This window comes from Nostoc sp., from assembly GCF_036917455.1.
In the GTDB taxonomy this organism is placed as follows: domain Bacteria; phylum Cyanobacteriota; class Cyanobacteriia; order Cyanobacteriales; family Nostocaceae; genus Nostoc.
The window spans coordinates 1-24,336 of sequence record NZ_JBALDK010000017.1 but is presented as its reverse complement, the minus strand read 5'-3'; the positions used below and the strand labels follow the sequence as shown (position 1 = coordinate 24,336).

Sequence of the window (24,336 nt, the reverse complement as noted above, 5' to 3'; positions counted from 1 at the left end):
AGTTAATTGCTAAATATTCACAACTAAATATCTAACTTTTAACAGAGGACAATTAACTTTGCTATCCAGTATGTTTATTTAAGTAGTTTAAAATTTGTAATTGTATTTATATTTACTAAAATTTTTTAAGTAATTATACTGTGTATATTTTACCGGTTAATAGCTCAGGGTTTAGACTGAAGTTAATTCCAATTTGAACTTCATAAATTAAGATGAGATAAATAGCTGATACCTGGGAAGAAAATCAAATATTTTCTCCAGTAACTTTAGTAGAAACTTATTTGTGTAACCTTTACAACAAAAGTATTTTAAGCTTTACCCCCTAGTGTCAAAATCTGAATCAACTAATTCCTGCATCATCAATTAGAAAAAGAGTTGGATGATTTGGTTTCCCCCAGTTTTAGGAAAGTAAAGATAGAGGTAGCTAGAGATTCAGCTTCAGACATTCAAATAAAAGGTGAATTAAATCAATGGAGAACAAAATAGTGAATAAAGATGATTTTCTTTACCCTCGTGGTCGCTACTACGGTCAGGTAAAGCCAGAAAACTTGGTCTTTAATGCGAATCTACAGGAATTTGCTCAACGCGTCAGCTACATTTGTAACTTAGAAACAGGTGGAAAACTGCCTCCAGGTGAAGCTTACAAACAAATAAGGGATCTATGGAAACAGTTGAAACACTCAAAAAAAGAGCTACGAATTGGTGAAGATCCGTTTCAAGATGACGAGGGAGAGGTTAAAAGTTGAAGTTGAGAGGCGGGGATAAAAAGATAAGGGCAATAACCCATGTCCAATGACCAATGACCAATGACTAAATTACTTAGTAAGCATTGTCCAAATACCATCCCATGATTCTGAGGGCGGCTTTTGCAAATAATTTCGCGTGCGTTCTAGATGAATATCAACAGCTTGGTCTTGGGGTTGGATGCATTTGGCGGCTTCAAAACAAGCGATCGCTTGTGAGAAATTGCGCGATAAATAGGCAGCGCGTCCAGTATCATAGTGATACAAAAACTCTTGGGTGTTGGCATCTAGGGGAATATTGCGATCGCCAATTAATTCGTAGATATTAACTGCCTGGTGTTTTCCTTTGACTCGAATTTTGTCTAACTGGCGTACCCAAATGCGATCGCTGCAAAGCTGATAAGTAAATTCGCTTAGGATAATATCACAACCATATTCCTTAGTTACTGCCTCTAAGCGCGAACTTAAATTTACGCCGTCTCCAATCACGGTGTAATCCATCCGTTTGCGCGAACCAATATTACCCGAAACCACTTCCCCAGAACTAATACCAATGCCAATATGAATTTGTGGCTGCGCCTGGATAATTCGTCGCTGGTTAAATTCCTCTAAGCGTTGTCGCATATCTAATGCTGACTGTACGGCTCTCCAAGCATGATTTTCTGTCAGTGGTAGCGGCGCACCAAATACTGCCATTAAAGCATCACCAATAAATTTATCGAGAGTGCCTTCGTAGTTAAAAACAGCCTCCACCATTGTTTCAAAATACTGATTGAGCAGGGATACCACCTCAGCTGCACCGAGATTTTCCGTAAGTGTTGTGTAGCCCCGGATATCCGAAAACAAGACGGTTACTTCTTTGCGCTCACCCACCATTAAAGCATCTTCCCCTAGTGCCATAACTTGTTCAGCCACATGGGGCGTTAAATAGCGGGACATAGTAGTTTTCATCCGTTTTTCCCGACTGATGTCTTCTAATACCACCAAACCACCCCGGACACCGCCTTCTGGGTTAGTTAGAGGGTTGACAGTGAGATTCGTACTGCGTTCTAATGTTTGCACTTCATCAGGGGTGAGAAACTCAGATTGGGGAGTGAGGGATAGATTCCAGGGAATGAACACATCGGGGTTGGTGCGATCGCGTACTGCTAATATTGAGTCCTGGGTTATAAATTTTGAGTGTTGAGTTTCACTTTCAACTCCTAACTCCTCACTCTTAACTTGAGAAACTCCTACTATCAAACTTTGTTCAGGCACATAATGTTTAGCTCCAGTTTTTAAACTATCTTCTAGTCGCATTTGAAGGTTTTCAATCGGTACAACTTCCCAAACAAAGCGACCAATCAAATTTTGTTCCCACAAAAGCTTGTTTTTTTTGGTATTAGTGTTTTTTATCGGACAACCTAATAGCTCCAGTGCTGCATCATTAATCGTGACAATCTGACCTGCCATATCTGTAGAAATAACCGCATCTGACAGACTTTGCAAAATGTCTTTTTGATATTGTTTTTCTAACAACACATTTTCAAAGAGACGAGCATTTTCCAAGGCAATTCCTGCCTGGGTATTAAAAGCCCGCATAAACTCTTCATCAGAAGCAGTAAAACTGCTTTGTTTCTTATTAATTAATTGCGTTACACCGATTAATTCGTTTGCAGAGTTAAATACTGGTAAACATAAAATATTGCGAGTCACATAACCAGTTTTTCTATCTGTACTTGGGTCAAAGCGGGGGTCTTTGTAGACATCGGAAATATTTAGGGCTTCGCCAGTGGAAGCTACATAGCCAGCAATGCCACGGTTTGCGGGAATATGGATTTCTAACAAGTTTGTAGCATCTGCTGCTGCCGAAACTTTTGTCCAAAGTTCGCTCATATCTTTACGATATAAAAACAGTGTACTGCGGTCTGCTTGCATTAAAATTCGAGCTTGTTCCATGACTATCTGCAAAGTTGCTTCTAAATCTAAACTTTGCCCTAATGTCTGAGTCGCCCGCAACAAAGCCGTTGCACCTCGTTGATTACGAGCGGCTACATAAAAAGATTGACAGCTTTCCAGAATAATCCCAATAGAAGCGGCAAAGTCTCGGAAACGTTCTTCATCATCATGATTAAACGGAACATTTCCGGTTTTATTAGCCAGTTGTACTACTGCTACAGTATGGTTTTTGCTACTGATAACAGGCATACATAAAATATTATGAATTTTATAGCCCATTTGTTTTTCAAGTTCTGGGCTAAATAGGGGATGACTATGAGTTTCTGATATGTTTAAATATTGACCTGTACTAGCAACATGACCAGGGATACCTACCGTAATGGGGGTACGAATTTCTAAGAACTTTTGGCTATTATCTTGAGGAACTTTTGACCACAGTTGACCTTTGTCATAATCAACTAAAAAGATAGCTGTGTGTTCTGCTTGTAGGATTTGACCAATTTTGAGTGTAATAGCTTCTAGTACCTTCTCCAACATAGTCTCTAGAGCTTCATTATTGATTAGTTCAATAGCTCTAAGAAATTGCTGGAACTCAGCAGTTATGAAGTCAAGTAAGCAAACAAATTCATTAACAGATAAGTCTTTAACACGACGCAGTAAGGCGTGAGTGCGATTAACTTGAGTTAATTCAGTTAATGTAGCCAAGACGCTACCAGGGTTGGGGAGTGTCACGTTGCTTCGCTCCGAATTTAAAATTCAAAATTCAAAATTAATAACCCCCATAAATAAGTTAAGGGTTTGTATCATGAATCTGTTTAGGTCATGGGAATTTTAGATTTTAGGCATGGGACATGGTTATTTTCCTTGTCCCGATTGTCTCCCTCATCTCTTTTTGCGTCCCCAGCTTCACTCCCCTATTTTGTTAACTGTTGAGAAAATATAACCTTTTGGTAGTAATCTTGTAGCTGTCTGGTAGCCGCCGCCCAACCCCAACTTTCTGCTTCCTGACGAGCATTTTGACGGATGATGTCTCGTTGTTCTTTTTGTTCTAAGAGGCGAATAGTAGCAGCTAAGGCTCCTTGAACATTTGCTGTAGGCTCAAAAAGATATCCATTTACGCCATCTGTCACAATATCAGGAATTCCCCCTGAACGGGCTGCTACTACCGGACAGCCAGCAGCCATCGCTTCGAGTAGTACTAAGCCTAGTGTTTCTGTACGGGAAGGAAAGATAAAGGCATCAGCACTGGCAAAAGCAGAACCTAATTCTTGCCCCATGAGATATCCAACAAAATAAGTATTTGTACCAGCAAAGTGTTTTTCCAGTGCTTGACGGTGCGGGCCATCTCCAACCAATGCTAACCGCGCTTCGGGAATTGCTTCTAAAATTGGTTTGATGCGCTCAATTTCTTTTTCAGCAGAAAGCCGCCCAACGTAAAGTAGCAATGGGCTTTCTGGATGATTTTGTGATAAACGCGATCGCATCTCTACATTAGCCAAATCGGGATGAAATAATTCTGTATCCACCCCACGCTGCCATAAATCTATACGCTCAATCCCATGTGCTGTCAGTTCCTCTACCATTACTGTGGAGGTACACAGATTCAAAGCTGCTTGATTATGAGCGCCTTTGAGCAGTTCCCAAAGAAACCCTTCCAGCATCCCCAAGCCGTAATGTTGGAGATATTGCGGTAAATGGGTATGATAAGACGCAACTAAGGGGATTTTGAGGATTTTGCTGTAAAATATGCCAGCTAAACCTAAAACGGCTGGATTCACGACATGAATCACATCTGGCTTAAACTCTTCTAAAACATAACCAATGGCGGGGCGGGGAAGTGCCATTGTTAATTCTGGATATAATGGTAAAGGAAAGCCAGTAATGCCGTAAACTTTAGCGCCTTTGTGTTCTGTAATGCCTCCATCAGGGGCAATTACCAGTACTTGATTACCACTACGCTGTAGATGGTCAATAGTATGGCGCAGGCGCGTTACAATGCCGTCAACCTTGGGTAAAAAGGTTTCGGTAAATAGAGCAATTCTCATAAAAAACTATTCAGTCCAGGCAGATAATCCCAGCTTTGTTTGCGTTTGTTTATCAAACACAGAATAGACTTTCTCTTGTGGTGTAATCAACTCTGCACAGTCAAATTTAATGTTTTGGCGCTATTTTTGTACAAAGTCTGAAATGTCCTCAATGTTGACAATCCAATCTTTGGCGTAAGTAGCTAGCACTTGACCGCGTAACCCTAACTGAATAGCGCGTCGTTCTAATTTTGTCCCAGTTGGGTGATGGTCTGGATCCCATTGTAGGCGGACTTGCGATCGCTTCAATGCACTTTGCCATCCACTTTTATCAGGATAAAGTTCTGGAACGTAGCTGGAATGAATAGCAGCCGCTAAAATCTCTTCAAAAGCCGAACGCTTAAGCCAAATAGCTAACACCACCTCTTGACCACTTTGTGTACCCCATCCAGAACGATACATCATCCAGAGGAAGTTAGGTTTGATCCAACTCATGCGGTCAAAACTAAATTCACCACCAAAATAACCATAGGTGGCGGCGAAGTGACCAATAGCGGGACGATACGCCTGGTAAACAACAATTGAATGGTCGTCATATTGTGCTAAGATATGACGACCATTTTTTGGCCAATTACTGACTTGAGTTAAATAAGGTTCTGTTATCAGCCGCACGCAGAGTTTATCCTAATTTCTGTGCCAAGACACTTTAGGCAGAATTTGCTTGTGATCGACTCGTTTCTGATACTTAATGGCAAAGTTTAACAGAGAATCGAGTAGAGAATCAGAGAGCAAGTGAGGCTGTAAACCTAAATCTAGCAATTTAGTGTTTTTAGCGTTAAAGTAATGTTCTTCTTTCTCAACTCTGGGATTATCTAAGTGATTGATTTCTACCTTCAATCCCATAGCGTTACCAGCATTTTTCACCATTAATGCCAATTCACCGACGCTAAATTGTTCTGTAAATTGGTTAAATACGCGGAATTCCCCAGCTTGGGCAGGATTAGCGATCGCTAATTCCACACATCGTACTGTATCCCGAATATCCAAAAACCCGCGAGTCTGTCCACCTTTACCATAGACAGTTAAGGGGTGTGCGATCGCTGCTTGAATACAAAAGCGGTTCAGTGCAGTCCCAAACACACCATCGTAATCCAGCCGATTAATCAATAGTTCGTCCATCCCCGTTTCTTCGGTTAAGACACCATAAACTACACCCTGATTTAAATCAGTTGCCCGTAATCCCCAAATCCGGCAAGCAAAGTGAATGTTATGACTATCATGGACTTTGCTTAAATGGTACATCGAACCGGGCTGCTTGGGATAAGGTAATGTATCCTTGCGGCCATTGTGTTCAATGGTGATATACCCTTCTTCAATGTCAATGTTGGGTGTACCGTATTCGCCCATCGTCCCCAGCTTCACCAAATGACAGTCGGGAAAATCTTCCCGCATGGCGTACAACAAGTTCAACGTCCCAACTACATTATTAACCTGGGTAAGAACTGCGTGTTCTCGGTCAATCATGGAAAATGGGGCTGAACGCTGTTCGCCAAAATGCACTAGGGCATTTGGCTGAAATTGATGTAATGTTTTGCTGAGAAATTCGTAATTCGTAATATCGCCGATGAACAAATCGATAGATTTACCTGTCAAATCTTGCCAGCGCTGGAGACGTTGTTGAATTAGTGCGATCGGAGTGAGAGTTTCAACACCAAGTTCATTATCCCAATGCCGCCGCACCAAACTATCTAAAATTCCAACTTCATAACCTCGATTGGAAAGGTAAAGAGCAGTTGCCCAACCGCAATATCCATCACCGCCAATAACCAGGACTTTCATCTTCACCAGTTTTTACTCGCTGATAGCTAAATCTATCAGGTTTTTGTCCCCTCTCAATCATCATTCTGAGGGAAATGTGGATTTTTGGCGCAGGAGCAGCATTAACAATTCAAAATTCAAAATTCAAAATTCAAAATTCAAGACAATTTCAGGCGGGGATTTAAACCCCGACTGAAACTGGGGCTACCTGTAGAGGTAGGGGTCTTAAACCCTTATTATTTACGATAAATAAAGGAAAATTAGAGGAATTCTTGTACAGACGCGATTCATCGCGTCTCTCAGGACTTCGGAATTCGATACTGTTGGGCAATGTAATAAAACAAACGATAATAATCTTGAAATTTTTGGCTCTTGCTTCGTCCTCGCCAATAGTATTTTACTTGACTCTGAGTTAGTGTCAGTGTCATTGAACCTATATCTTTATCAACCTCTACAACCATTACCCCAGATACTCCTTGGGCGGTTTGAAAGTTAGATTTTATCTTTTTTAACGGCTTTTGCTCTGTAACAATCGAATTTGGTAAATCATGACTTGCCCATCCTCGAATTTCTACTGAGTTATCCTGTAATGAAATAAACGCAATTCCATCACTATTTGCTGGGGCTGCTGAAGAAGTCCAATTACTCGGATATGGAAATTCAAAGCCATAACGGGAGTTGCTATAAGTTTTCCATGCGATCGCTCCGGCGTTAAAATCATTTGCAGTACAACCCCACAAAACTACTAACAGGGCAATAACCCCGCTAATGCTGGCGGCGAACTGATAAATTCTTCGCCCCAAACTACAGATTTTATTAGCAGTAGCCATTTACCTTAAACAGCAAGAAGGCTCACATCTTACCGCGTTCGCGTAGCGTCTCGTAGAGAAGCAAAAGTGTGAGATGAATTGCGAGTGAGTTGACGACATTTCTCTGACCGAACCTTGCACTAAAAAAGCACTCATTAAAAGTTCAATATTCTTTCAGGATATTTACCATTCTCTTTTAAGCTCTCAGTAGAGAAGCTTATAAAGAGTGCTTTATCACACAATTTATGTACAGTGCATCTCAAACAGGCAAACCAGCTTTGGAGCTTTTTCACTTCCAAACCAACACATCTTTGCAATTTCCGCCAAATCTTTCTGTAATTTGTATTGGTAAGCCAAACGACCAAAAACCACCAGATATTGATATTTCCGGCTTACCAGATTCAGATGTGGCATCTCGCATCCACGCCCAAATTTGGGTGAATGGGGATGAATACCATATCACCGATTTAGGCAGTTCTAATGGGACGTATGTTAACGGTGCGAAACTTCAACCTCAAATTTTTTTTCCACTCCATCCAGAAGACAGAGTTTCCTTTGGGCAGGGAGACAAAATAACTTTCATGTTTCGGGTGCAGCAGCACTCTGCATCTGCCACAAAAAATCCTACCCCAAACTCTGCATCAACAAAAATTACAGCACCTACCACCAATAAAGAAGAGGAAGAGCAAGTAATCCTTGCCAGTAAGCTTATTGGTTTAGGACTAATCCTCGCAGGCATTACATTTTTAAGTACAAGCATTTGTGTAAGCGTTTATTTACGCAGCACACCTGGAATTTTGCTCTGTATGGGAGGTGTAGTAGCTCTAAATTGGGGTGGGCGCGATAATCGCAAACTCGGATGGGTGTTGATTGGCATCGGAATTGCTCTCTTTCTCGCCAGTGGGGTTGTCATCGGCTCAGTGTCCCTTTTTTCTATGCTGGTGTCATTCGCTGGCATTTCCTGTGGATATCAGTTGTTTACAACCGGCAAAGTGTTTAACTTTAATCCGCTTACACTCCAAATAGTTAAAAAGTAAGCCCAATCAGACAATCATTAATTAGCGATCGCTAATTTCCATTCAGGTTTCAAAATTTGAATCCTAAACCCTGATTAATTCTCAGAAGTTTGTCGTCAGGGATTTATCACTCAATAAACAGCATTTCAACCCTAGTTGTAAACAAATGTAACAAAAGTGGCGTTAAAACGTTTTGCTGTCTTGACAACCAATAGAAGAACCGATAAGTTGATATACATACCCGGGTAAGACCGTTAAAGAGTTATATGCAAACGCAAACTAAGCAAAAGGTCACTTTGTATTTATCGCCAGAGTTGCACAGAAAACTGAAGATTCGTTCAGCAGTAGATTCTGAACCAATGTCAGAACTTGCCGAACGCGCCCTTGGTTTTTACCTGTCTCATTCAGAATTGGTTGACGAGTTAGAAGATTCTTCTTTCGGGCGGACTCATAGAGTTTATTCATGCCCAACTTGTGATAGCTCGCTAGTCTTACGTGATGGGGAACTGGTTTCTTTGGGCAATCAACCAGGAGTAGTTGGTCAAGAGCATCTTTCTATTAATGAAATGGACGAAGATGAAACCAATCCCAAGGGCGAGGAAGAGTTAGTTCCTTGCTAAATAGATAGGAATTATGAACTATTCATTCATGATTCGGTTGTCTTTACCAGAAGCAATGTCTCTATAAGGTCTCAAGTAGGTCGAAGTATGAAAGAAGAGCTCAATATCCTAATTCAAGCTCAATACCCTTTAATCTACCTTGTGACCTCCGAGGAAGAGCGGGCCGAGCAAGCCGTTTCCACAATCGCCCAGTTGTTAAAGCCCCAGCGCCGAGTAGTTATTTGGACAGTAACACACGGGATTGTGGAGTATGGTCAACCCCGGAATGTTACCCAACATAACACCGTGTCTCCAGAGGCGGCGATTGAGTGGATTATCCGGCAGAAAGAACCAAGTATATTTATTCTTAAAGATTTACACCCCTTTATTGATGCGCCAGCAACAAACAGATCGTTACGAGATGCGATCGCTAGCTTTAAAGGTACGCAAAAGAACATCATTTTGATGTCCCCAATGCAACAAGTACCTATAGAGTTAGAAAAAGAAGTTGTTGTTATTGATTTTACACTGCCAGATATGGCAGAGTTGAATAAAGTACTGACTCAGCACGTAGACCAAAATCGTGGTCGGCGGTTGACAACAGAGGCTAGAGAAAAGCTTCTCAGAGCAGCTTTAGGTCTAACCAAAGATGAAGCTGAGAAAGTCTACCGAAAGGCGCAGGTAACTACAGGGCGTTTGACGGAAGATGAGGTAGATATCGTTTTATCTGAGAAAAAGCAACTAATTCGGCGCAATGGCATCTTAGAATACATTGAAGAAGATGAAACCATTGATGCAGTAGGTGGCTTAGAAGAGTTAAAAAGATGGCTCAAGCAACGCTCTAACGCTTTCACAGAAAGAGCGAGAGAGTATGGTTTGCCTCAACCGAAGGGGATGTTAATTCTCGGTGTTCCCGGTTGCGGTAAGTCACTAATTGCCAAAACAACTTCCCGGTTGTGGGGTTTACCACTGCTACGGTTGGATATGGGCCGAGTCTACGACGGCTCAATGGTGGGACGAAGTGAAGCAAATCTGCGAAACGCCCTGAAAACAGCAGAATCTATTTCCCCAGCGATTTTGTTTATCGATGAATTGGATAAATCCTTTGCTGGTAGTGGAGGTTCTTCTGATTCTGATGGAGGGACTTCAAGCAGAATCTTCGGCTCTTTCCTCACATGGATGCAAGATAAGAAATCACCAGTGTTCGTGATGGCAACCGCCAACCGAGTAGAACGCTTACCTGGCGAGTTCTTGAGGAAAGGACGCTTTGATGAAATTTTCTTTGTCGATCTGCCAACACCAGAAGAACGGCAACACATTTTTAATATTCATCTGACCAAGCGCCGTGAAGACATCTCTCGATTCGATCTTGAGCAACTAGCCAAGATGTCTGATGGCTTTTCTGGAGCAGAAGTTGAACAAGCGATCGTTGCGGCAATGTATGAAGCTTTTGCCCAAGATAGGGAGTTCACCCAACTAGATATTATTGCTGCACTGAAGGCAACATTGCCGCTGTCTCGAACGATGCAAGAACAAGTAACGGCTCTGAGAGATTGGGCCAGACAGCGCGCCCGCCCCGCAGCATCCTCCGTAGCTGAATATCAGCGAATGGAGTTTTAAAAGCTTTCCTCTGCCATCCCAGGGGGAAAGGCTAGCTGAAAATGCTAGCAGTTATAAGAAAAGCCGCATCCTGCTAACGCGGCTTCGCTCAAAACAAACCGTTGTCGTTTTTCTCAATCTTCTCATTGGAGGAAACCCAAATGTCTCACTTTAGCACCCTGCGTACCAAAATCACCGATGCCGAAATCCTCAAGGCTTCCTTACGCGACCTCGGTATCAGCGTAAAGACTGAAGCTGATGTCCGTGGTTATAACGGTCAGCGTGTCCGTTCTGACATCGTAGCTATGTTGGATGGCGAATATGACCTCGGCTGGTCTCGCAACAGCGATGGTTCTTTTGACCTAATCGCTGACCTGTGGGGCGTTGCTAAGAAGCACAACCAAACCGAGTTGATCAACTCAATCAACCAAAAGTATGCCGTTAACAAAACTTTGGCTGAAGTAAAACAGCGCGGTCTGCAAAACGCCAATGTGAAGTTGGTATTGCAATAACAATTTCTCTGCGCGTTCCCAAAGCTGCACGGGTTAACCATATAAATAGCGGTTAACCCGCTTTTTTATCGGGACTGAAATTTATTTCTCAGTCCCTATTTTAATGGTTTATAGAAAGTAAAGTATTGAATGCTAAACCTGAATTTAGCTTTTATCTTGTGTATTAATTTCAATGTTGTAAGCATTAGGATCAAGCTTATCTTGAATGTACTTGAGAAGTTCTATTTTATGCTTAAGTAACCATTCAGGATTGTTTTCAGGGTATAAATATATGTTGTACCCGTAAGGGCGTACTGCCCAATTAACTTTGTAAACTGCTTTGCAATGGTAAAATAAATTAACTATTCTTGTTAAAGTCCTTATAGCATTTTGACTTTCTGTTCTAAATGTTAAATATCCTACCGGGGAATCAAAGCGTGGTAATGTTTGACTTATAGCATTTTGACTTTCTGTTCTAAATGATAAATCCAGCTTTTTAGGAATACTCAATTTTGTTGTATTACACCGAAAATCAATTTCATTCTTGCCTTTAAATCTATTGCACATAACACACAAGGTTTGTGAGTTTTCTAGAGAAGTTTTGCCACCCATAGAAAACGGTTTAATATGATCTATTTGTAATTTACTTTTGGTATTGACTCCACAACATAGACAAGCATAACCATCTCTTTCTTTAACTTTAACTTTTTCTGCTTCGCTTAATTCTCTATCTTCTGTTTTTAATGGATTAATGAGAGGTAGAGTAGATTGAGGTGTAGGCTGATAAATAATGTTTATAATCGCTGCGTCAACTGCTGTTTAAAATCGAATCAAGCTTTTATAAAAAACTTTCCACAATGTCTCAGATTTGGAAAACTCTTTGTCTAAATATTCATGTTTTAAGCGAGGGTAAAAATCAATGACTTTATAAGCAATTTTATCTAAGTCATACAGTTCTCTTTCGTCAAATGGATGGTATATAGGTACAGATTGATTTTGAGCAATGTGGCGAACAATCTTAATTAAATCTGAATCAAGCTTTTCACCAATATTGTTAGTTTTGCGTTCAAACCAGTCACTTATCCATTGTTGGACTTGAGGCTGCATCCATTTCTCATCAAGATATTCTTTAGACCATTCATCTAATAAGTTTGTAGAACGAATAAAGAGAATAAATGAATCAAATTTTGATTTTGTATGTTCATATACCATGACAAATTCAGTAAATGATTCCATTGATTCATGTTTATCGTCAGCGTCAGCATACACAATTTCAGTTTTATACCAACCAATAGGGCATATTTTTGAGAATACTATTTGATAATCTCCACCACTCTCAATTGACTTTGATAATTCCTCAACTAGACGAATAGAAATATATTCAAATGGATGATATCCTTTTACAGAGAGTTTTGGTTTATCTATAGTATCGCCATCTTTTGGGTTAGCCCAATCAACTAAACGTTTCCAGTCATCGAAGAATAGAACAACATTCGCCTCAGCACTACCTCCTACTCTTTCGCCTCGTAATGCTCTACCAATCATTTGAGTCATCAAGATAGAGCTTGTTGTTTGACGAGTAATAAATACAGTCTGAATGCTAGGGACATCAGCCCCTTCTGTTAACATTCGTACATTGATTAAAACATCAAGCTTACCATTCTTAAATTCATTCAAAATCTTTTGATTATCACTCTGAGTACGTTTGTTTCGTGCTTCAGCAGAGCCGGGATCGGCATCTATCTGTGAATAAATTGCGTCTACTTTAATACCCTTTTCGAGAAGTTTTTCTTTTATATAAACGCATTGAAACCAACGATCGGCAAAAATAATGGTTTTCCCATAAGCATCTTTATTTGATACATAAGTGTGTACGATACAATTGTTTCTCTGTTGATCACTTGCAAGTTTTTCAATAATTGATTCTGGAAGGTCTTGATGTTGCTTAACTAGCCGATCGTATAATTTATCATCAACTTCTAATTCTTTCCCAGTTGCTACTTCAATATACTTAGGTCTAGCTAAAATTCCTTGTAATATTAAACTTTCTTTTTGAGCTTCATAAATAATTTCATTTTCAAAAATTTTCCAAAGCCAACCTCTCCTAGCCCGATCATTATATGTTGGTGTAGCTGTTAAACCAAGTAGATTTAATTTTGGAAATAATCCTCGAAGTCCTAAAGCAGAATCTCTTTCACCAATTAATAAGTTTCTGCAACCATAGGCTGGTGAGTGATGAGCTTCATCAACTACTACAAAAAGTCCTGTTTCTCTACAACTATCAATAAATTTTCTGAAAGCTGTCTCAAATTTATTACCCATCCTATCTACAGCATCAGTATGTAAATTATTGATAGCTGTTTGTATTGTCATAATGACAATATCATCAGTCATTTGTATAGATGAGGCTTTAGCATGAGAAGGATTACTAGAAACGCACCGAATATTTAACGTCTTCTTCGGCTCTGGAATATCCCTAGCACCTTTTTTAAAGGTATCGGATGCTTGATCCAACAGGTAAAATGAAGGAGCTAACCAAAGAATTTTAATATTTTTAGGGATTACATGGTCAGATAACCATCTGACAGCCGTAAATGTCTTACCAGCACCTGTAGGAAGTACTAAAATTCCACTACCAGGTATTTCACTACCAAATTTAAACGTTTTACTTAGGGCTTCAAATGCTTCAATTTGATGCTGGAAAGCTGTTTTAGAGTGGTAGTTAGCAGATTGATCTCTTAATTGATCAAGATTGATAGGTTCGTACATAATGGTGTTGTCCGATTCGGTTTTACCTAGTGATAATAATTTGACCACTAGGTTAGTTTGCCCATAATGTATACTTCAAATTATCATACCTTGAAATTTATTCTTTACCAAACCTGACTTAAATCCAAAACAAAACCAGGTAGCAACGGTTCACCGCAAAGGGTTTTAGGATTATCTAATACTTCAACCGTAATATTAGGACGATAAATAAAAACTTGGCGTTGTTTTCTATCAATTAACCAACCAAGTTGCGTACCATTATCTATATACTCTTGCATCTTGTCTTGCAAAACTTGCAAGCGATGCCTACGGCGGTAAACTACGCTCTCAGAACGCAATTAAATTACAAACTTAGGACAAATCGGTGCAAACTTTTTTCGCAGTTCTGCTGGTATGGCTTCCTAGCGATCGCGTTTTATCCACGCTGCATCTGGCGATCGCACCGCACCATTAGGCAAAGTAAACCCACCACTGGAACCAAACCCTACACCTGTACCATCTTGCTTTGTCCAAATACCCAACAATAATGTCGAAGTTATGTTGATCGGTTTCGGAACCAGTAAAGAGCATAATCACTAATTCTCCCACAGCATTACGTTCAATGCGAAAATCGCGGTTTAGCTGACAAAACTCATAAAACTGGTCTTCGGTTAGTGCGTAGGCGTAGCCCGTCGTAGACATCGCAGGTTGCAATTGCAAAACCATTGGTACAATTTCTGTGGCTACAGGTAAGTTGGTGGTCAAAATTGCTTTGTGGCTACTTCACCTGCTTTAACTATATGAGTACTTCTTAACCGCTAATTAAAACTACGTATCTGTAGTCTTGCATAGCTAAGGTAGGAAGTTATTTTACCAAAAGATAGAAAAATAGAATCATTCTTTTCTATCTTTTGGATATTATTTAAATTCTCTAAGATGAATTTAATCTTTAAATAACTATATATAACGGACAACAATATTTTTAATAAAAACATCGTCAGATAGAAGAATTAAAACTTGTCTAAAAGTAATTTATAAACATTGCAATGCTTCATTAGCAAGCAATAACTAATCAATCATTAACATATTTAGGAAAAAAGCAGATGAGTATTGAAGATAAAGCAAAAGCCTTTGCTAAAAACGTAGAAGGAAAAGTACAAGAAGCGATTGGCGAAGTAACTGGCAATCCTAACGATAAAGCTGAAGGTAAAGCTAAACAAGCTGAAGCTCAAGTCCGCCACACTGCTGAAAATATCAAAGATGAAGTAAAAAAGACTTTAGATTAGAATAGGCTGAACTTAATTTATAAAGAAGGTTTAGGTGAAATAATTATTTACTAAACCTTCTCGCTTTCTTAAATCTGTGTCTTATCTCTGAAGAGGCAACACCCGCCTTGTATTCTAACTGATGGAAAAGTATTGGCCAAATTATAGTAAAAAAAAGATAAGTCACTCATTATCAAGAATACCTATCTATTGAAATAGTGTTCACAGATTTTGTCTGTGAACACTATTTTTGGTTGTAAAATGTCCCCACTTTTAGTTTTCGCTTGCTACAGGTAGACGGATAGTGAATCTACTACCCTGTCCGGGTTCAGATGTCACATCAATTGTGCCTTGATGTGCTTCAATAATGCAACGAGATAGATATAATCCCAAACCACTACCAGAACGCTGGTGTTTTCCTTGGCGAAATCGCTCAAATAATATTGCTTGGTCTTGTTTGGAAATTCCTGGTCCTGTATCTTGGATATCAATAATCACATTTGCCGGAGTGAGATGACAGTGAATATCTACAGAACCTTTGTCTGTAAATTTGATAGCATTGCCGATAAGATTTGTTAAAACTCGCCGCAGTTCTACACGATCGGCCATGATAGTGATTGTAGTTTCACCTCTATCAATATTTGCAGTTAATCCTTTTTCCTCAGCTAAGGGAGTTAATTCTTGGAAAACTTCACTAACTAATTCCTGAATATTGCAGGGAGAAATTTTTAAAGTTTTACAGCCTGCTTCATGACGATAAACTTCTAGCAAAGTATTTACCATTTCTAGCAGGTCTTGATTACTGCCAATCATGGTATCAATTATTTCTTGCAATTGTGGCGAAACTTCGCAAAATCTGCCTTCTAGCAATAATTTTAAGACGCGGTTGGAGGCTACTAGCGGTATACGTAGATCGTGAGTAAAACGCGAGACAAAATCAGCCCGGAGGTTAGCCATCTGATCTCGTTCGTCGATACTATGCTTGAGGCGCAGGAGCGATCGCACTCGTGCATGTAATTCATCAGGATCGAATGGTTTACGAATAAAGTCATCTGCACCAGCATCAAGTCCTTCCACAACGCTAGACTCATAGTGAGCCGTCAGCAGCAGAATAGGGATAAATGGCAACGCCTGATTCTGTCGGATGCGTCGAGTAAATTCATAGCCATCGAGTTCCGGCATCATCACATCCAAGAGAATTATGTCTGGTGGTGACTCTTCAACCATAGCCAGAGCAATTTTACTATCTTCTACCAAGCTAATTTCATAGTCCTCATCTTCTAGGACAGCTTCTAAGACTAGTAGATTATCAAAAATATCATCGACAACGAGAATTTTATCTTTTTTGACAGTTTTACTTAAAGACATGGCTAAATAAAAAAAGAAGTGCTTGGCTATCCCTAGCAAATCTAGTCATAGCTTACATCACCAGCGCTAAGATGAATTAAGGATTCAAATTTTCCTTTCAAGTTTGCTGAATTATATTGTTATACCAACACTCTTGCCTTAGAAAGGCTTACAATATAAGGTTATTTATGTCTAATGGTAGATGAAATTCAGTAAATAATACCAAGAGCATTGCTTTTTGTATAAGATACCGAATAGAAGAATGAGATTATTTTAATCTGTACTTGAGATAGATAACAGTAAAATTAAGCAACTATGAGTGAAATCAAAATCCTCGTGATTGAAGATCACAATCTGACGAGAATCGGTTTACGGTCTGCCTTACAAACCCAGCCAGAGTTTAACATTGTTGGTGAAGCAGCCAATGCAGCCGACGGCATCAAGCTTCTGAAAAGTCTCAAGCCAGATGTTGCTACTATTGACATCGGTTTGCCTGACATGGATGGGATTGAGCTAACACGCACCTTTCGGCAGTATCAAGCAGAGAACGAAGACTACACAACAAAACTGCTAATCTTAACGATGCAGAATAGCGAACAGGCAGTTTTAGCAGCATTTGCAGCAGGTGCAGATTCTTATTGTATGAAGGATATCGAAACGGAGAAACTAGTGGAGGCTGTGCAAACAACTTATGCAGGTAGCTCATGGATCGATCCGGCGATCGCAGACCTTGTACTACAACAAATACGTCAAGATTTCCCCGATGGTAACAGGGGAGCATCTGGAAAAAGGGTCTTGATTGAAGGTATTGACCCAGATACTGAGAAAAGTATAGTCAGCTATCCTTTAACTCACCGGGAAATGGATGTTTTAGAGTTGATTGTCGCTGGATGTGACAATGCAGAAATCGCTAAAAGGCTCTATTTAACAGTCGGTACTGTCAAAACTCATGTTCGGGGTATTCTCAATAAACTCTGTGTGGCTGACCGGACACAGGCTGCTGTCCGTGCTTTGCGGGCTGGACTAGTACCGTAAATATACTTACTTGTAGTCGTTTATGGTCAAAAGCATCACATGTACAAAGATTTGTTAAGAACTTGTTACACAGTTTAGTAAAATGACATAATTGACGAACAAATAAGTATTTTTCCTTATATACATGATAGCGGATCAATTTCCCTGGCTTACCGCGATTGTCTTGCTACCACTCGTTGCCTCCCTGCTCATCCCTGTGCTACCTGATAAAGACGGCAAACGCGTGCGGTGGTATGCACTGGGTGTAGGTATTGCAGACTTTGCCCTGATGTGTTACGCCTTTTGGAAGCATTACGATGCCAGCAGTGCTAGTTTTCAAATGGTTGAAAATTATGCCTGGATGCCTCAGTTAGGTTTAAACTGGGCGGTATCAGTTGATGGACTTTCAGCGCCACTTGTGCTGCTAGCAGGATTTGTCACCACACTCTCGATTTTTTCAGCTTGGCAAGTCGATCGCCGCCCCCGCCTCTTCTATTTTTTAATGCTAGTGCTGTATTCAGCACAGGTAGGGGTATTTGTTGCCCAAGACTTGCTGCTATTTTTCATTATGTGGGAAGTAGAACTGATTCCCGTCTACTTACTAGTCTGCATTTGGGGTGGGCAAAGACGGCGTTATGCGGCTACAAAATTTTTGTTGTATACCGCAGCAGCTTCTATATTTATTTTGGTGGCAGCCCTAGCAATGGGGTTATATGGCGGTGGTGATATGACATTTGACATAACTGCCCTCGCCAAGAATGAATATCCCCTTGGTCTACAACTGCTACTTTATGCAGGATTGTTGATTGCATTTGGTGTCAAACTTGCTGTTTTCCCCATGCATACCTGGTTGCCTGATGCCCACGGCGAAGCTTCCTCTCCTGTATCGATGATTTTGGCTGGTGTGTTGCTGAAAATGGGTGGATATGGACTAATTAGGCTGAATCTTGAACTACTCCCCGATGCACATATTTACTTTGCACCTGTTCTAGCAATTCTGGGTGTTGTCAACATTATCTATGGTGCATTAAACTCTTTTGCTCAAACGAATATGAAGCGGCGTTTGGCTTATTCGTCGATTTCTCACATGGGGTTTGTACTGCTTGGCATTGCCTCATTTACTGATTTGGGAATCAACGGTGCGATGTTGCAGATGATTTCGCATGGTTTGATTGCATCGGTGCTGTTCTTCTTAGCAGGCGTTACTTACGATCGCACCCACACAATGGTCATGAAAGATATGGGCGGTGTTGGTCAAGCTATGCCCAAAGTCTTTGCCTTGTTTACAATTGGGGCGATGGCATCCCTAGCACTTCCTGGTATGAGTGGCTTTGCTGGTGAACTATCAGTATTTGTTGGGATGACAAGCAGTGACATTTACAGTTCGACTTTCTGCACTGTCACGGTTTTTCTCGCCGCCGTTGGAGTCATCCTCACACCTATCTATCTACTTTCCATGGTGCGAGAGGTATTTTATGGTAAAGGTGCAGCACTCCTATGCGACATTAATAATGCAGGTTCGGAAAATCAAGAAGATGAAGGAACAGTTTGTTTTGGTACAGACTGCCTCGTGCCAGAGGATGCAGTCTACGACGATGCTAGACCGCGTGAAGTGTTTATCGCTGCCTGTTTTCTGCTGATGATTATTGGTATTGGTTTCTATCCCAAAATGGCCATGCAGATGTACGACGTGAAGACCGTCGCAGTGAATGCTAATCTTCGCCAGTCTTATGCTATAGTTTCGCAAACAAATCCCCAGATTTTTGCTAATCGATTATTGGTTCCGCAAATTTCAGAGGTTGAGGTAGCGCCCGTTTTGGGAACTTTGAAATAAGCTTTTTGAAATCTATTGCTTCTGTGGAAAAGAGCGATCGCTAATTTCGATAACTTTTAGGTATTTTTCTGAGGAAAAATAGGGTGTTGATAGCTTATCACTATGGGTAGGCTATCAATGAAATACTGAAGTTATATTAATGTTAATAGTGGACTATACACCCGACTAGAGCGTTCAATTGCTTTATTAATGAACTAAACATCAGGCTATAAATACGACAAAATAAAAAGTCCAACCTCTATAGTACCAGAGTTTGGCGATGATACTATTAGGGAGAAGTTTGTATACAGCTATCGAATCATCTATCGAATTCAGGTTGACACTGTAACTATTGCAGCAGTGATTCATGGAAAAAACCATTGGATACACTGGATACAGATTAAGGATTAAGTCAGAAGCAACATTGGACTACGATAACTTATGAGTAAATCAACCACTTACATGAGATGCTGGTTGATGATTAGGAATGCAAACTTAATAACCTGTAATTCTGATGGAACGGAGAATAGTGCATTACGCAACGCTTTCACACCCTACTTTTACACTTTATTTAATCCACGTTCCTTAGTGAGTTTTAGCAATGTCTGTTATTTCTGGTGTAACTGTTACCGTTCCCGCCACAACTGCGAATTTGGGGCCTGGTTTTGATTGCATCGGTGCAGCATTAAAGCTGTACAACGAGTTTAAGTTCACTCGCCAAGAAGGTGGGCTAACTATTCATGTCACTGGTACAGAAGCTGAACGAGTCCAAACTGATGAGAATAATCTCCTTTACCAAACCTTTGTCAAGTTCTATCAACATATAGAGCAGACACCGCCGGCTGTGAAAATAGAGATTAAGTTAGGCGTTCCTTTGGCGAGGGGTTTGGGTAGTTCAGCGACAGCAATTGTTGGTGGGTTGCTTGCTGCTAATGAACTTGAGGGTGCTACTCTTTCTCAGTCGCAGGTAATGGAGTTAGCGATCGCAATGGAAGGACATCCTGATAATGTAGTTCCAGCTTTGCTGGGAGGATGTCGTCTCGCTGCTACCAGTGGCGCAGGTTGGGAAATTTGTGATGTTCCCTGGCATAAAGATGTTGTACCAGTTGTGGCTATTCCTGATTTTGAACTTTCCACTTCAAAAGCACGCGGCGTTCTTCCAACTGAAGTGAGTCGCGCCGATGCGATTTTCAATACAGCACATTTGGGGTTATTGTTGCGCGGCTTGGAAACTGGTAACGGACAATGGTTAAAGACAGCTTTGCAAGATAAGTTGCATCAGCCCTATCGTAAAGCTTTGATTCCTGGTTATGATGCTCTCAACATTGCAGCCGTTAGTGCTGGTGCTTATGGTATGGTAATTAGTGGTGCGGGGCCGACACTGTTAGCTTTGGCGGATAAATTACACTCGAAAGCTGTGGAAACGGCGATGTTAGCTGCCTGGCAAGAAGAAGGAATTACAGCCGAGGTGCGATCGCTTTCTCTAGATACCCAAGGCGCAAAAAGCTTTTAATAATTTTACTCAGCACTTAAAACTCGGTTTATGGAGCAAACTCAGGCTGAAATGGCGGCGCTTAACTCTCAAATTCAGATTCTCCTAGAAGAACGCGCTGCACTCACTATAAATAATGTCATCTCTAGCGAGGATGATTCACCCCAGGCAATGGTGGAAGCTTACCGCCGTCAAGCCAGAGAAAATGCCCAATTATCAATTGAACTCCAGGGCATCGATGCTGCAATCGCCGCCCTAGAAAACCAAATCAAACAAAAACAAGGTAAGTTAGTGCGATCGCAAGTTGTATCAAAAGAACTTATCTTACAGCAAGAGCTAGAAGAAGCCAAAGAAGTGGCACAGGTTCATGCTCAACGCATTAATCAACTAGCAAGTGAACTGGCAACAGAAGTCCGTCTCCTAAAACATTGTGCTAATGAACTGAGTCCAATGTATTGGCGGATTTATTACAAACCGTTTATTACTGGCTTCAAGACAATCTCCGTTCCTTATGTCCGCTACGATGGGGAAGTATGGACAATTGTCAACCGGATTGTTTAATGCCAGCATTTCTAAACTAGAAATACTTTATTAACATTGACTTTTTCAAGAATCATTTGATATGACAAGACAGTTGCTAAAATCGTCCATATCAAGAGACTTGAACCTATGACGCAAGATTTTGCACTTTTAAAGCGGGGTAGTTGCTAGAGAAGTAGGGGCACAAGGTTTCTCAGTTAGCTGTGCAAAATTGGTATCGGGCATTTTTCCCAGTGGGAGATGAGGCGAGAAAGTTCAATACCTAGCGATCGCATTTTCGGGGGTGGAAATTGAGGATGCTTTACAAAAGCTATTAATTATCAATGCCAACTTATCTGTGCCTCGCAATCTTGTGGTACTATTATAAAATTGAGGCTACTGGCTCCTCTTCAGCTCTCTAAGCTATTAAGCGGTAAGCAGAAAGGCTTGATAGTGTCAATGTGGCGGCATAGCCAAGTGGTAAGGCAGAGGTCTGCAAAACCTCCACCCCCGGTTCAAATCCGGGTGCCGCCTTTTTAACTAATTATTTTCACAAACCCTTGCAACACAAGGGTTTTGCTGTATATTATAGCAAATAAAAAGCAGCCAAAACCCTCAACTGGGATAAAACTAGATGGTTCATAATTGCCAAACACCATAGTGGGGTAATTACCTTAACGGAACACTCGCTATTTGATGTTTTCGCCAAAGAGGGATGTTCCTGTCCTAATACAGATAGACCTTGATATCGTTTTGCTTTCTATATTGCCATAGCTGAATTTCAGCCATTTTTGAGTACTTGGTGTATTTTACTTACCCTGCATAGGTTTGAGGATTGTTTCTAACTCAAAAATGTTCTATAAAATGTAACGAGTTTGTAATGGTGGCTTTAGCTAGCGTTTTTTATTGACGTTGCAAAAGTTTACATTTAAAATGGAAACAGTAAAAATCGATAAGTATTTATTCTTATTTACTCTGAAGATATAACCTTTTACAAGTATATGTTCCTATCAATATTCAAAATTTAATCTTTTAAAGATAAACAATGTTTACAAAAGTAAAAAGTACTTAATATAATGTAACGATAAGCGAAAAGGCAGATTAATTGTCAGAAGTGATGAACGCTATTGAATTTCCCTGGTTAACAGCCATAATCCTCTTACCCTTGGTGGCTGCCTTAGCCATCCCCCTGATCCCAGACAAAGAAGGTAGAACTGTTCGCTGGTATGGTCTAGGAGTTGCGATCGCTGACTTTGCACTGATGATTTATGCCTTTTGGTATAAATACGACTTTCAGAGTTCAAGACTCCAATTTGTAGAAAACTATCCTTGGATACCGCAACTAGGTTTGCATTGGGCTGTGGGGGTTGACGGTTTATCGATGCCCTTACTGCTTCTAACAGGCTTAATAAATACTCTCGCAATATTCGCGGCTTGGAAAGTTACCACCAAGCCGCGATTATTTTATGGTTTGATGCTAGCGATGTACAGCGCCCAGATTGGCGTATTTGTCGCCCAAGATTTGCTGCTGTTCTTTCTAATGTGGGAAATCGAGTTAGTGCCGGTTTACCTGCTGATTTCCATCTGGGGAGGACAAAACCGCCGTTATGCAGCTACCAAGTTCATTCTTTACACCGCCGCCGCATCAATATTTATCTTGATTGCCGGTTTTGCACTTGTCTTTTCTGGAGATACCGTCACCTTCGATATGGCGACTCTGGGAATGAAAGAATACCCAAAAACCTTGGAATTGTTGGTTTACGCAGGTTTCCTGATTGCCTTCGGTGTAAAACTGCCGATTTTCCCCTTACACACTTGGCTACCTGATGCCCACGGTGAAGCATCTGCGCCCGGTTCGATGATTTTGGCTGGTGTGTTGTTAAAAATGGGTGGTTATGCCCTCATTCGCTTCAATGTGGAAATGTTGCCCAATGCCCATGTGACTTTTGCCCCAGTGCTGGCAATTTTGGGTGTGGTTAACATTGTCTACGGTGCTTGCTGTGCCTTCGCTCAAACCAATCTCAAACGGCGCTTGGCTTACTCTTCAATTGCCCACATGGGGTTTGTGCTGATTGGGATTGCCTCTTACACAGAACTAGGTATCAGCGGTGCAGTGTTACAGATGGTTTCCCACGGGTTGATTGCTGCTAGCTTGTTCTTCCTGTCTGGCGTGACTTACGATCGCACCCACACCTTGATGATGGATAAAATGGGCGGAATGGCCAAGGTAATGCCTAAAACCTTTGCTCTGTTTACCATTGGTTCAATGGCTTCTCTCGCCTTACCCGGAATGAGTGGTTTTGTGGGTGAGTTGATGGTATTTCTCGGTATTGCCACCAGTGATGTTTACAGTTCCAGCTTCAAAATTGTAGTTGTGCTGCTGTCAGCAGTGGGCGTGATTTTGACACCGATTTATTTACTATCGATGCTGCGTCAAGTATTCTACGGTGAGCAAAATCAAGAGTTACACTTGGATGCTGTAATATCTGATGTTAAACCCCGCGAAATATTTATTACCGCTTGTTTGTTGCTGCCAATCATCGGAATTGGTTTCTATCCCAAATTAGCAACGCAGACTTATGATGTGAAGGCAGTGGAATTAGCCGCCCATGCTCGTCAAGTTCTACCAGTTGTTGCTCATCAGCAACCGTCAAGTTTGTACTTGCAGATTTTTACAACACCAACAGTGGCTAATTCTCAAGTTGAAAATTCGATTAACATTTCTCTCTAGATCATAATCTTGACTTTCATCTGTAAAATGGCTATCTCCATCAACTTCAATCACTGTTTTTAAAGTAGGGCAATATAAATCAACTATGAAATGATTAATCGGTCGTTGTCTTAAAACCCGAAATTGAAAATTTATAAAATATTTATACCACAGCTTTTTTTCTGCTGGGGTCATATTTTTACGAAGTTCTTTCGCCCTTTCTAAGCTGCTACGCAGCTAAATTTAATAAACAGCATTACCTTTATTTTTAATCTTGCGCTCCCATTTAATAATAAACTCTTTTTTCCAGAAAAATATTTTTCTTGCTCATCATTATCTCCAGGTCTCTCTCTGGCTTGTTCGTAGCTATCTACTATTAATTCATATTCTG

At 40.7% G+C, this 24,336-nt stretch carries 19 protein-coding genes, 1 tRNA gene and 3 pseudogenes; 13 read left to right on the top strand and 10 right to left on the bottom strand.

All coding sequences use genetic code 11. From position 1 onward, the window contains the following. Window positions 1-470 precede the first annotated feature (470 nt). Window positions 471-746 carry a DUF7219 family protein gene (locus tag V7K42_RS01170; protein WP_334912753.1) on the top strand — a complete coding sequence of 92 codons (276 nt, stop codon included), beginning with the start codon at window positions 471-473 and terminating at the stop codon, window positions 744-746. Between the two features lie 69 nt (window positions 747-815). Here V7K42_RS01170 and V7K42_RS01165 read toward each other — a convergent pair whose 3' ends face one another. The 5 genes from V7K42_RS01165 to V7K42_RS01145 form a co-directional block, all read right to left on the bottom strand. Continuing rightward, entirely contained in the window at window positions 816-3,413 is a 2,598-nt protein-coding gene (locus V7K42_RS01165; RefSeq protein WP_334912751.1) for a GAF domain-containing protein, read from the bottom strand. A 182-nt stretch (window positions 3,414-3,595) separates the two neighbouring features. Continuing rightward, window positions 3,596-4,726, bottom strand: coding sequence for a glycosyltransferase family 4 protein (locus tag V7K42_RS01160; RefSeq protein ID WP_334912749.1), 1,131 nt, complete (start codon window positions 4,724-4,726; stop codon window positions 3,596-3,598). Between the two features lie 120 nt (window positions 4,727-4,846). Further along, window positions 4,847-5,377, bottom strand: a complete 531-nt coding sequence (locus V7K42_RS01155; RefSeq protein WP_334912747.1) for a DUF4291 domain-containing protein — start codon at window positions 5,375-5,377, stop codon at window positions 4,847-4,849. 12 nt (window positions 5,378-5,389) lie between these two features. Further along, the gene (locus V7K42_RS01150) at window positions 5,390-6,544 is read right to left on the bottom strand and encodes an NAD-dependent epimerase/dehydratase family protein (protein WP_094331401.1); all 1,155 of its coding nucleotides are present in this window, start codon (window positions 6,542-6,544) and stop codon (window positions 5,390-5,392) included. 278 nt (window positions 6,545-6,822) lie between these two features. Next, on the bottom strand, window positions 6,823-7,353 hold the full coding sequence (locus V7K42_RS01145; RefSeq protein ID WP_334912745.1) for a hypothetical protein: 531 nt from the start codon (window positions 7,351-7,353) through the stop codon (window positions 6,823-6,825). A gap of 224 nt (window positions 7,354-7,577) precedes the next feature. Here V7K42_RS01145 and V7K42_RS01140 point away from each other — a divergent pair, with 224 nt between their 5' ends. The 4 genes from V7K42_RS01140 (at window position 7,578) to V7K42_RS01125 (ending at window position 11,058) form a co-directional block, all read left to right on the top strand. Next, window positions 7,578-8,369 (top strand): FHA domain-containing protein, encoded by a 792-nt coding sequence (locus V7K42_RS01140; RefSeq protein ID WP_334912742.1) that lies wholly within the window; start codon window positions 7,578-7,580, stop codon window positions 8,367-8,369. A gap of 245 nt (window positions 8,370-8,614) precedes the next feature. Further along, the gene (locus V7K42_RS01135; protein WP_334912740.1) at window positions 8,615-8,968 is read left to right on the top strand and encodes a hypothetical protein; all 354 of its coding nucleotides are present in this window, start codon (window positions 8,615-8,617) and stop codon (window positions 8,966-8,968) included. 87 nt (window positions 8,969-9,055) lie between these two features. Next, window positions 9,056-10,567: a stress-responsive protein Ycf46 gene (ycf46, locus tag V7K42_RS01130; RefSeq protein ID WP_334912738.1), complete on the top strand. Its 1,512-nt coding sequence runs from the start codon at window positions 9,056-9,058 to the stop codon at window positions 10,565-10,567. A gap of 140 nt (window positions 10,568-10,707) precedes the next feature. Then, entirely contained in the window at window positions 10,708-11,058 is a 351-nt protein-coding gene (locus V7K42_RS01125; RefSeq protein ID WP_012407317.1) for a DUF1257 domain-containing protein, read from the top strand. Between the two features lie 144 nt (window positions 11,059-11,202). On the opposite strand, the gene V7K42_RS01120 is transcribed toward V7K42_RS01125, so the two are convergent. The 3 genes and pseudogenes from V7K42_RS01120 to V7K42_RS01110 form a co-directional block, all read right to left on the bottom strand. Next, on the bottom strand, window positions 11,203-11,790 hold the full coding sequence (locus V7K42_RS01120; protein WP_334912754.1) for an HNH endonuclease: 588 nt from the start codon (window positions 11,788-11,790) through the stop codon (window positions 11,203-11,205). 66 nt (window positions 11,791-11,856) lie between these two features. Then, on the bottom strand, window positions 11,857-13,806 hold the full coding sequence (locus tag V7K42_RS01115) for a DEAD/DEAH box helicase (protein WP_334912736.1): 1,950 nt from the start codon (window positions 13,804-13,806) through the stop codon (window positions 11,857-11,859). 104 nt (window positions 13,807-13,910) lie between these two features. Then, a pseudogene (locus V7K42_RS01110) lies at window positions 13,911-14,550 on the bottom strand (Uma2 family endonuclease). A 338-nt stretch (window positions 14,551-14,888) separates the two neighbouring features. Between V7K42_RS01110 and V7K42_RS01105 the strand changes: the two are divergent. Further along, window positions 14,889-15,071, top strand: a complete 183-nt coding sequence (locus V7K42_RS01105; RefSeq protein WP_334912734.1) for a CsbD family protein — start codon at window positions 14,889-14,891, stop codon at window positions 15,069-15,071. Between the two features lie 252 nt (window positions 15,072-15,323). Here V7K42_RS01105 and V7K42_RS01100 read toward each other — a convergent pair whose 3' ends face one another. Further along, window positions 15,324-16,418, bottom strand: coding sequence for a hybrid sensor histidine kinase/response regulator (locus tag V7K42_RS01100; RefSeq protein ID WP_334912732.1), 1,095 nt, complete (start codon window positions 16,416-16,418; stop codon window positions 15,324-15,326). Between the two features lie 294 nt (window positions 16,419-16,712). On the opposite strand from V7K42_RS01100, the gene V7K42_RS01095 reads away from it, so the two are divergent. The 7 genes and pseudogenes from V7K42_RS01095 (at window position 16,713) to V7K42_RS01070 (ending at window position 23,966) form a co-directional block, all read left to right on the top strand. Continuing rightward, window positions 16,713-17,432 (top strand): response regulator, encoded by a 720-nt coding sequence (locus V7K42_RS01095; RefSeq protein WP_094331395.1) that lies wholly within the window; start codon window positions 16,713-16,715, stop codon window positions 17,430-17,432. A gap of 124 nt (window positions 17,433-17,556) precedes the next feature. Further along, a complete protein-coding gene (locus V7K42_RS01090; protein ID WP_334912730.1) occupies window positions 17,557-19,245 on the top strand; it encodes an NAD(P)H-quinone oxidoreductase subunit 4 in 1,689 nt (562 codons plus the stop codon). A 225-nt stretch (window positions 19,246-19,470) separates the two neighbouring features. Then, window positions 19,471-19,635: pseudogene (locus tag V7K42_RS28875) on the top strand (type II toxin-antitoxin system RelE/ParE family toxin); the annotation flags it as partial. 190 nt (window positions 19,636-19,825) lie between these two features. After that, entirely contained in the window at window positions 19,826-20,737 is a 912-nt protein-coding gene (gene thrB, locus V7K42_RS01085; RefSeq protein WP_334912728.1) for a homoserine kinase, read from the top strand. A 30-nt stretch (window positions 20,738-20,767) separates the two neighbouring features. Next, the gene (locus V7K42_RS01080) at window positions 20,768-21,277 is read left to right on the top strand and encodes a hypothetical protein (protein WP_334912726.1); all 510 of its coding nucleotides are present in this window, start codon (window positions 20,768-20,770) and stop codon (window positions 21,275-21,277) included. A gap of 421 nt (window positions 21,278-21,698) precedes the next feature. Beyond that, a tRNA-Cys gene (locus V7K42_RS01075) sits at window positions 21,699-21,769 on the top strand. A gap of 583 nt (window positions 21,770-22,352) precedes the next feature. After that, window positions 22,353-23,966: an NAD(P)H-quinone oxidoreductase subunit 4 gene (locus tag V7K42_RS01070; protein ID WP_334912724.1), complete on the top strand. Its 1,614-nt coding sequence runs from the start codon at window positions 22,353-22,355 to the stop codon at window positions 23,964-23,966. Here V7K42_RS01070 and V7K42_RS01065 read toward each other — a convergent pair. Then, window positions 23,958-24,182: pseudogene (locus tag V7K42_RS01065) on the bottom strand (endonuclease domain-containing protein); the annotation flags it as partial. The gene V7K42_RS01070 and the pseudogene V7K42_RS01065 sit on opposite strands and share 9 nt — an antisense overlap. Window positions 24,183-24,336: the final 154 nt, after the last annotated feature.

What these genes read in the sequence shown, in the direction of transcription:
- V7K42_RS01170 (WP_334912753.1), top strand. Translation starts at nt 471, where the DNA reads ATGGAGAACAAAATAGTGAATAAAGATGATTTTCTTTACCCTCGTGGT.
- V7K42_RS01160 (WP_334912749.1), bottom strand. Translation starts at nt 4,726, where the DNA reads ATGAGAATTGCTCTATTTACCGAAACCTTTTTACCCAAGGTTGACGGC.
- V7K42_RS01150 (WP_094331401.1), bottom strand. Translation starts at nt 6,544, where the DNA reads ATGAAAGTCCTGGTTATTGGCGGTGATGGATATTGCGGTTGGGCAACT.
- V7K42_RS01145 (WP_334912745.1), bottom strand. Translation starts at nt 7,353, where the DNA reads ATGGCTACTGCTAATAAAATCTGTAGTTTGGGGCGAAGAATTTATCAG.
- V7K42_RS01140 (WP_334912742.1), top strand. Translation starts at nt 7,578, where the DNA reads ATGTACAGTGCATCTCAAACAGGCAAACCAGCTTTGGAGCTTTTTCAC.
- V7K42_RS01135 (WP_334912740.1), top strand. Translation starts at nt 8,615, where the DNA reads ATGCAAACGCAAACTAAGCAAAAGGTCACTTTGTATTTATCGCCAGAG.
- ycf46 (WP_334912738.1), top strand. Translation starts at nt 9,056, where the DNA reads ATGAAAGAAGAGCTCAATATCCTAATTCAAGCTCAATACCCTTTAATC.
- V7K42_RS01125 (WP_012407317.1), top strand. Translation starts at nt 10,708, where the DNA reads ATGTCTCACTTTAGCACCCTGCGTACCAAAATCACCGATGCCGAAATC.
- V7K42_RS01115 (WP_334912736.1), bottom strand. Translation starts at nt 13,806, where the DNA reads ATGTACGAACCTATCAATCTTGATCAATTAAGAGATCAATCTGCTAAC.
- V7K42_RS01105 (WP_334912734.1), top strand. Translation starts at nt 14,889, where the DNA reads ATGAGTATTGAAGATAAAGCAAAAGCCTTTGCTAAAAACGTAGAAGGA.
- V7K42_RS01100 (WP_334912732.1), bottom strand. Translation starts at nt 16,418, where the DNA reads ATGTCTTTAAGTAAAACTGTCAAAAAAGATAAAATTCTCGTTGTCGAT.
- V7K42_RS01095 (WP_094331395.1), top strand. Translation starts at nt 16,713, where the DNA reads ATGAGTGAAATCAAAATCCTCGTGATTGAAGATCACAATCTGACGAGA.
- V7K42_RS01090 (WP_334912730.1), top strand. Translation starts at nt 17,557, where the DNA reads ATGATAGCGGATCAATTTCCCTGGCTTACCGCGATTGTCTTGCTACCA.
- thrB (WP_334912728.1), top strand. Translation starts at nt 19,826, where the DNA reads ATGTCTGTTATTTCTGGTGTAACTGTTACCGTTCCCGCCACAACTGCG.
- V7K42_RS01080 (WP_334912726.1), top strand. Translation starts at nt 20,768, where the DNA reads ATGGAGCAAACTCAGGCTGAAATGGCGGCGCTTAACTCTCAAATTCAG.
- V7K42_RS01070 (WP_334912724.1), top strand. Translation starts at nt 22,353, where the DNA reads ATGAACGCTATTGAATTTCCCTGGTTAACAGCCATAATCCTCTTACCC.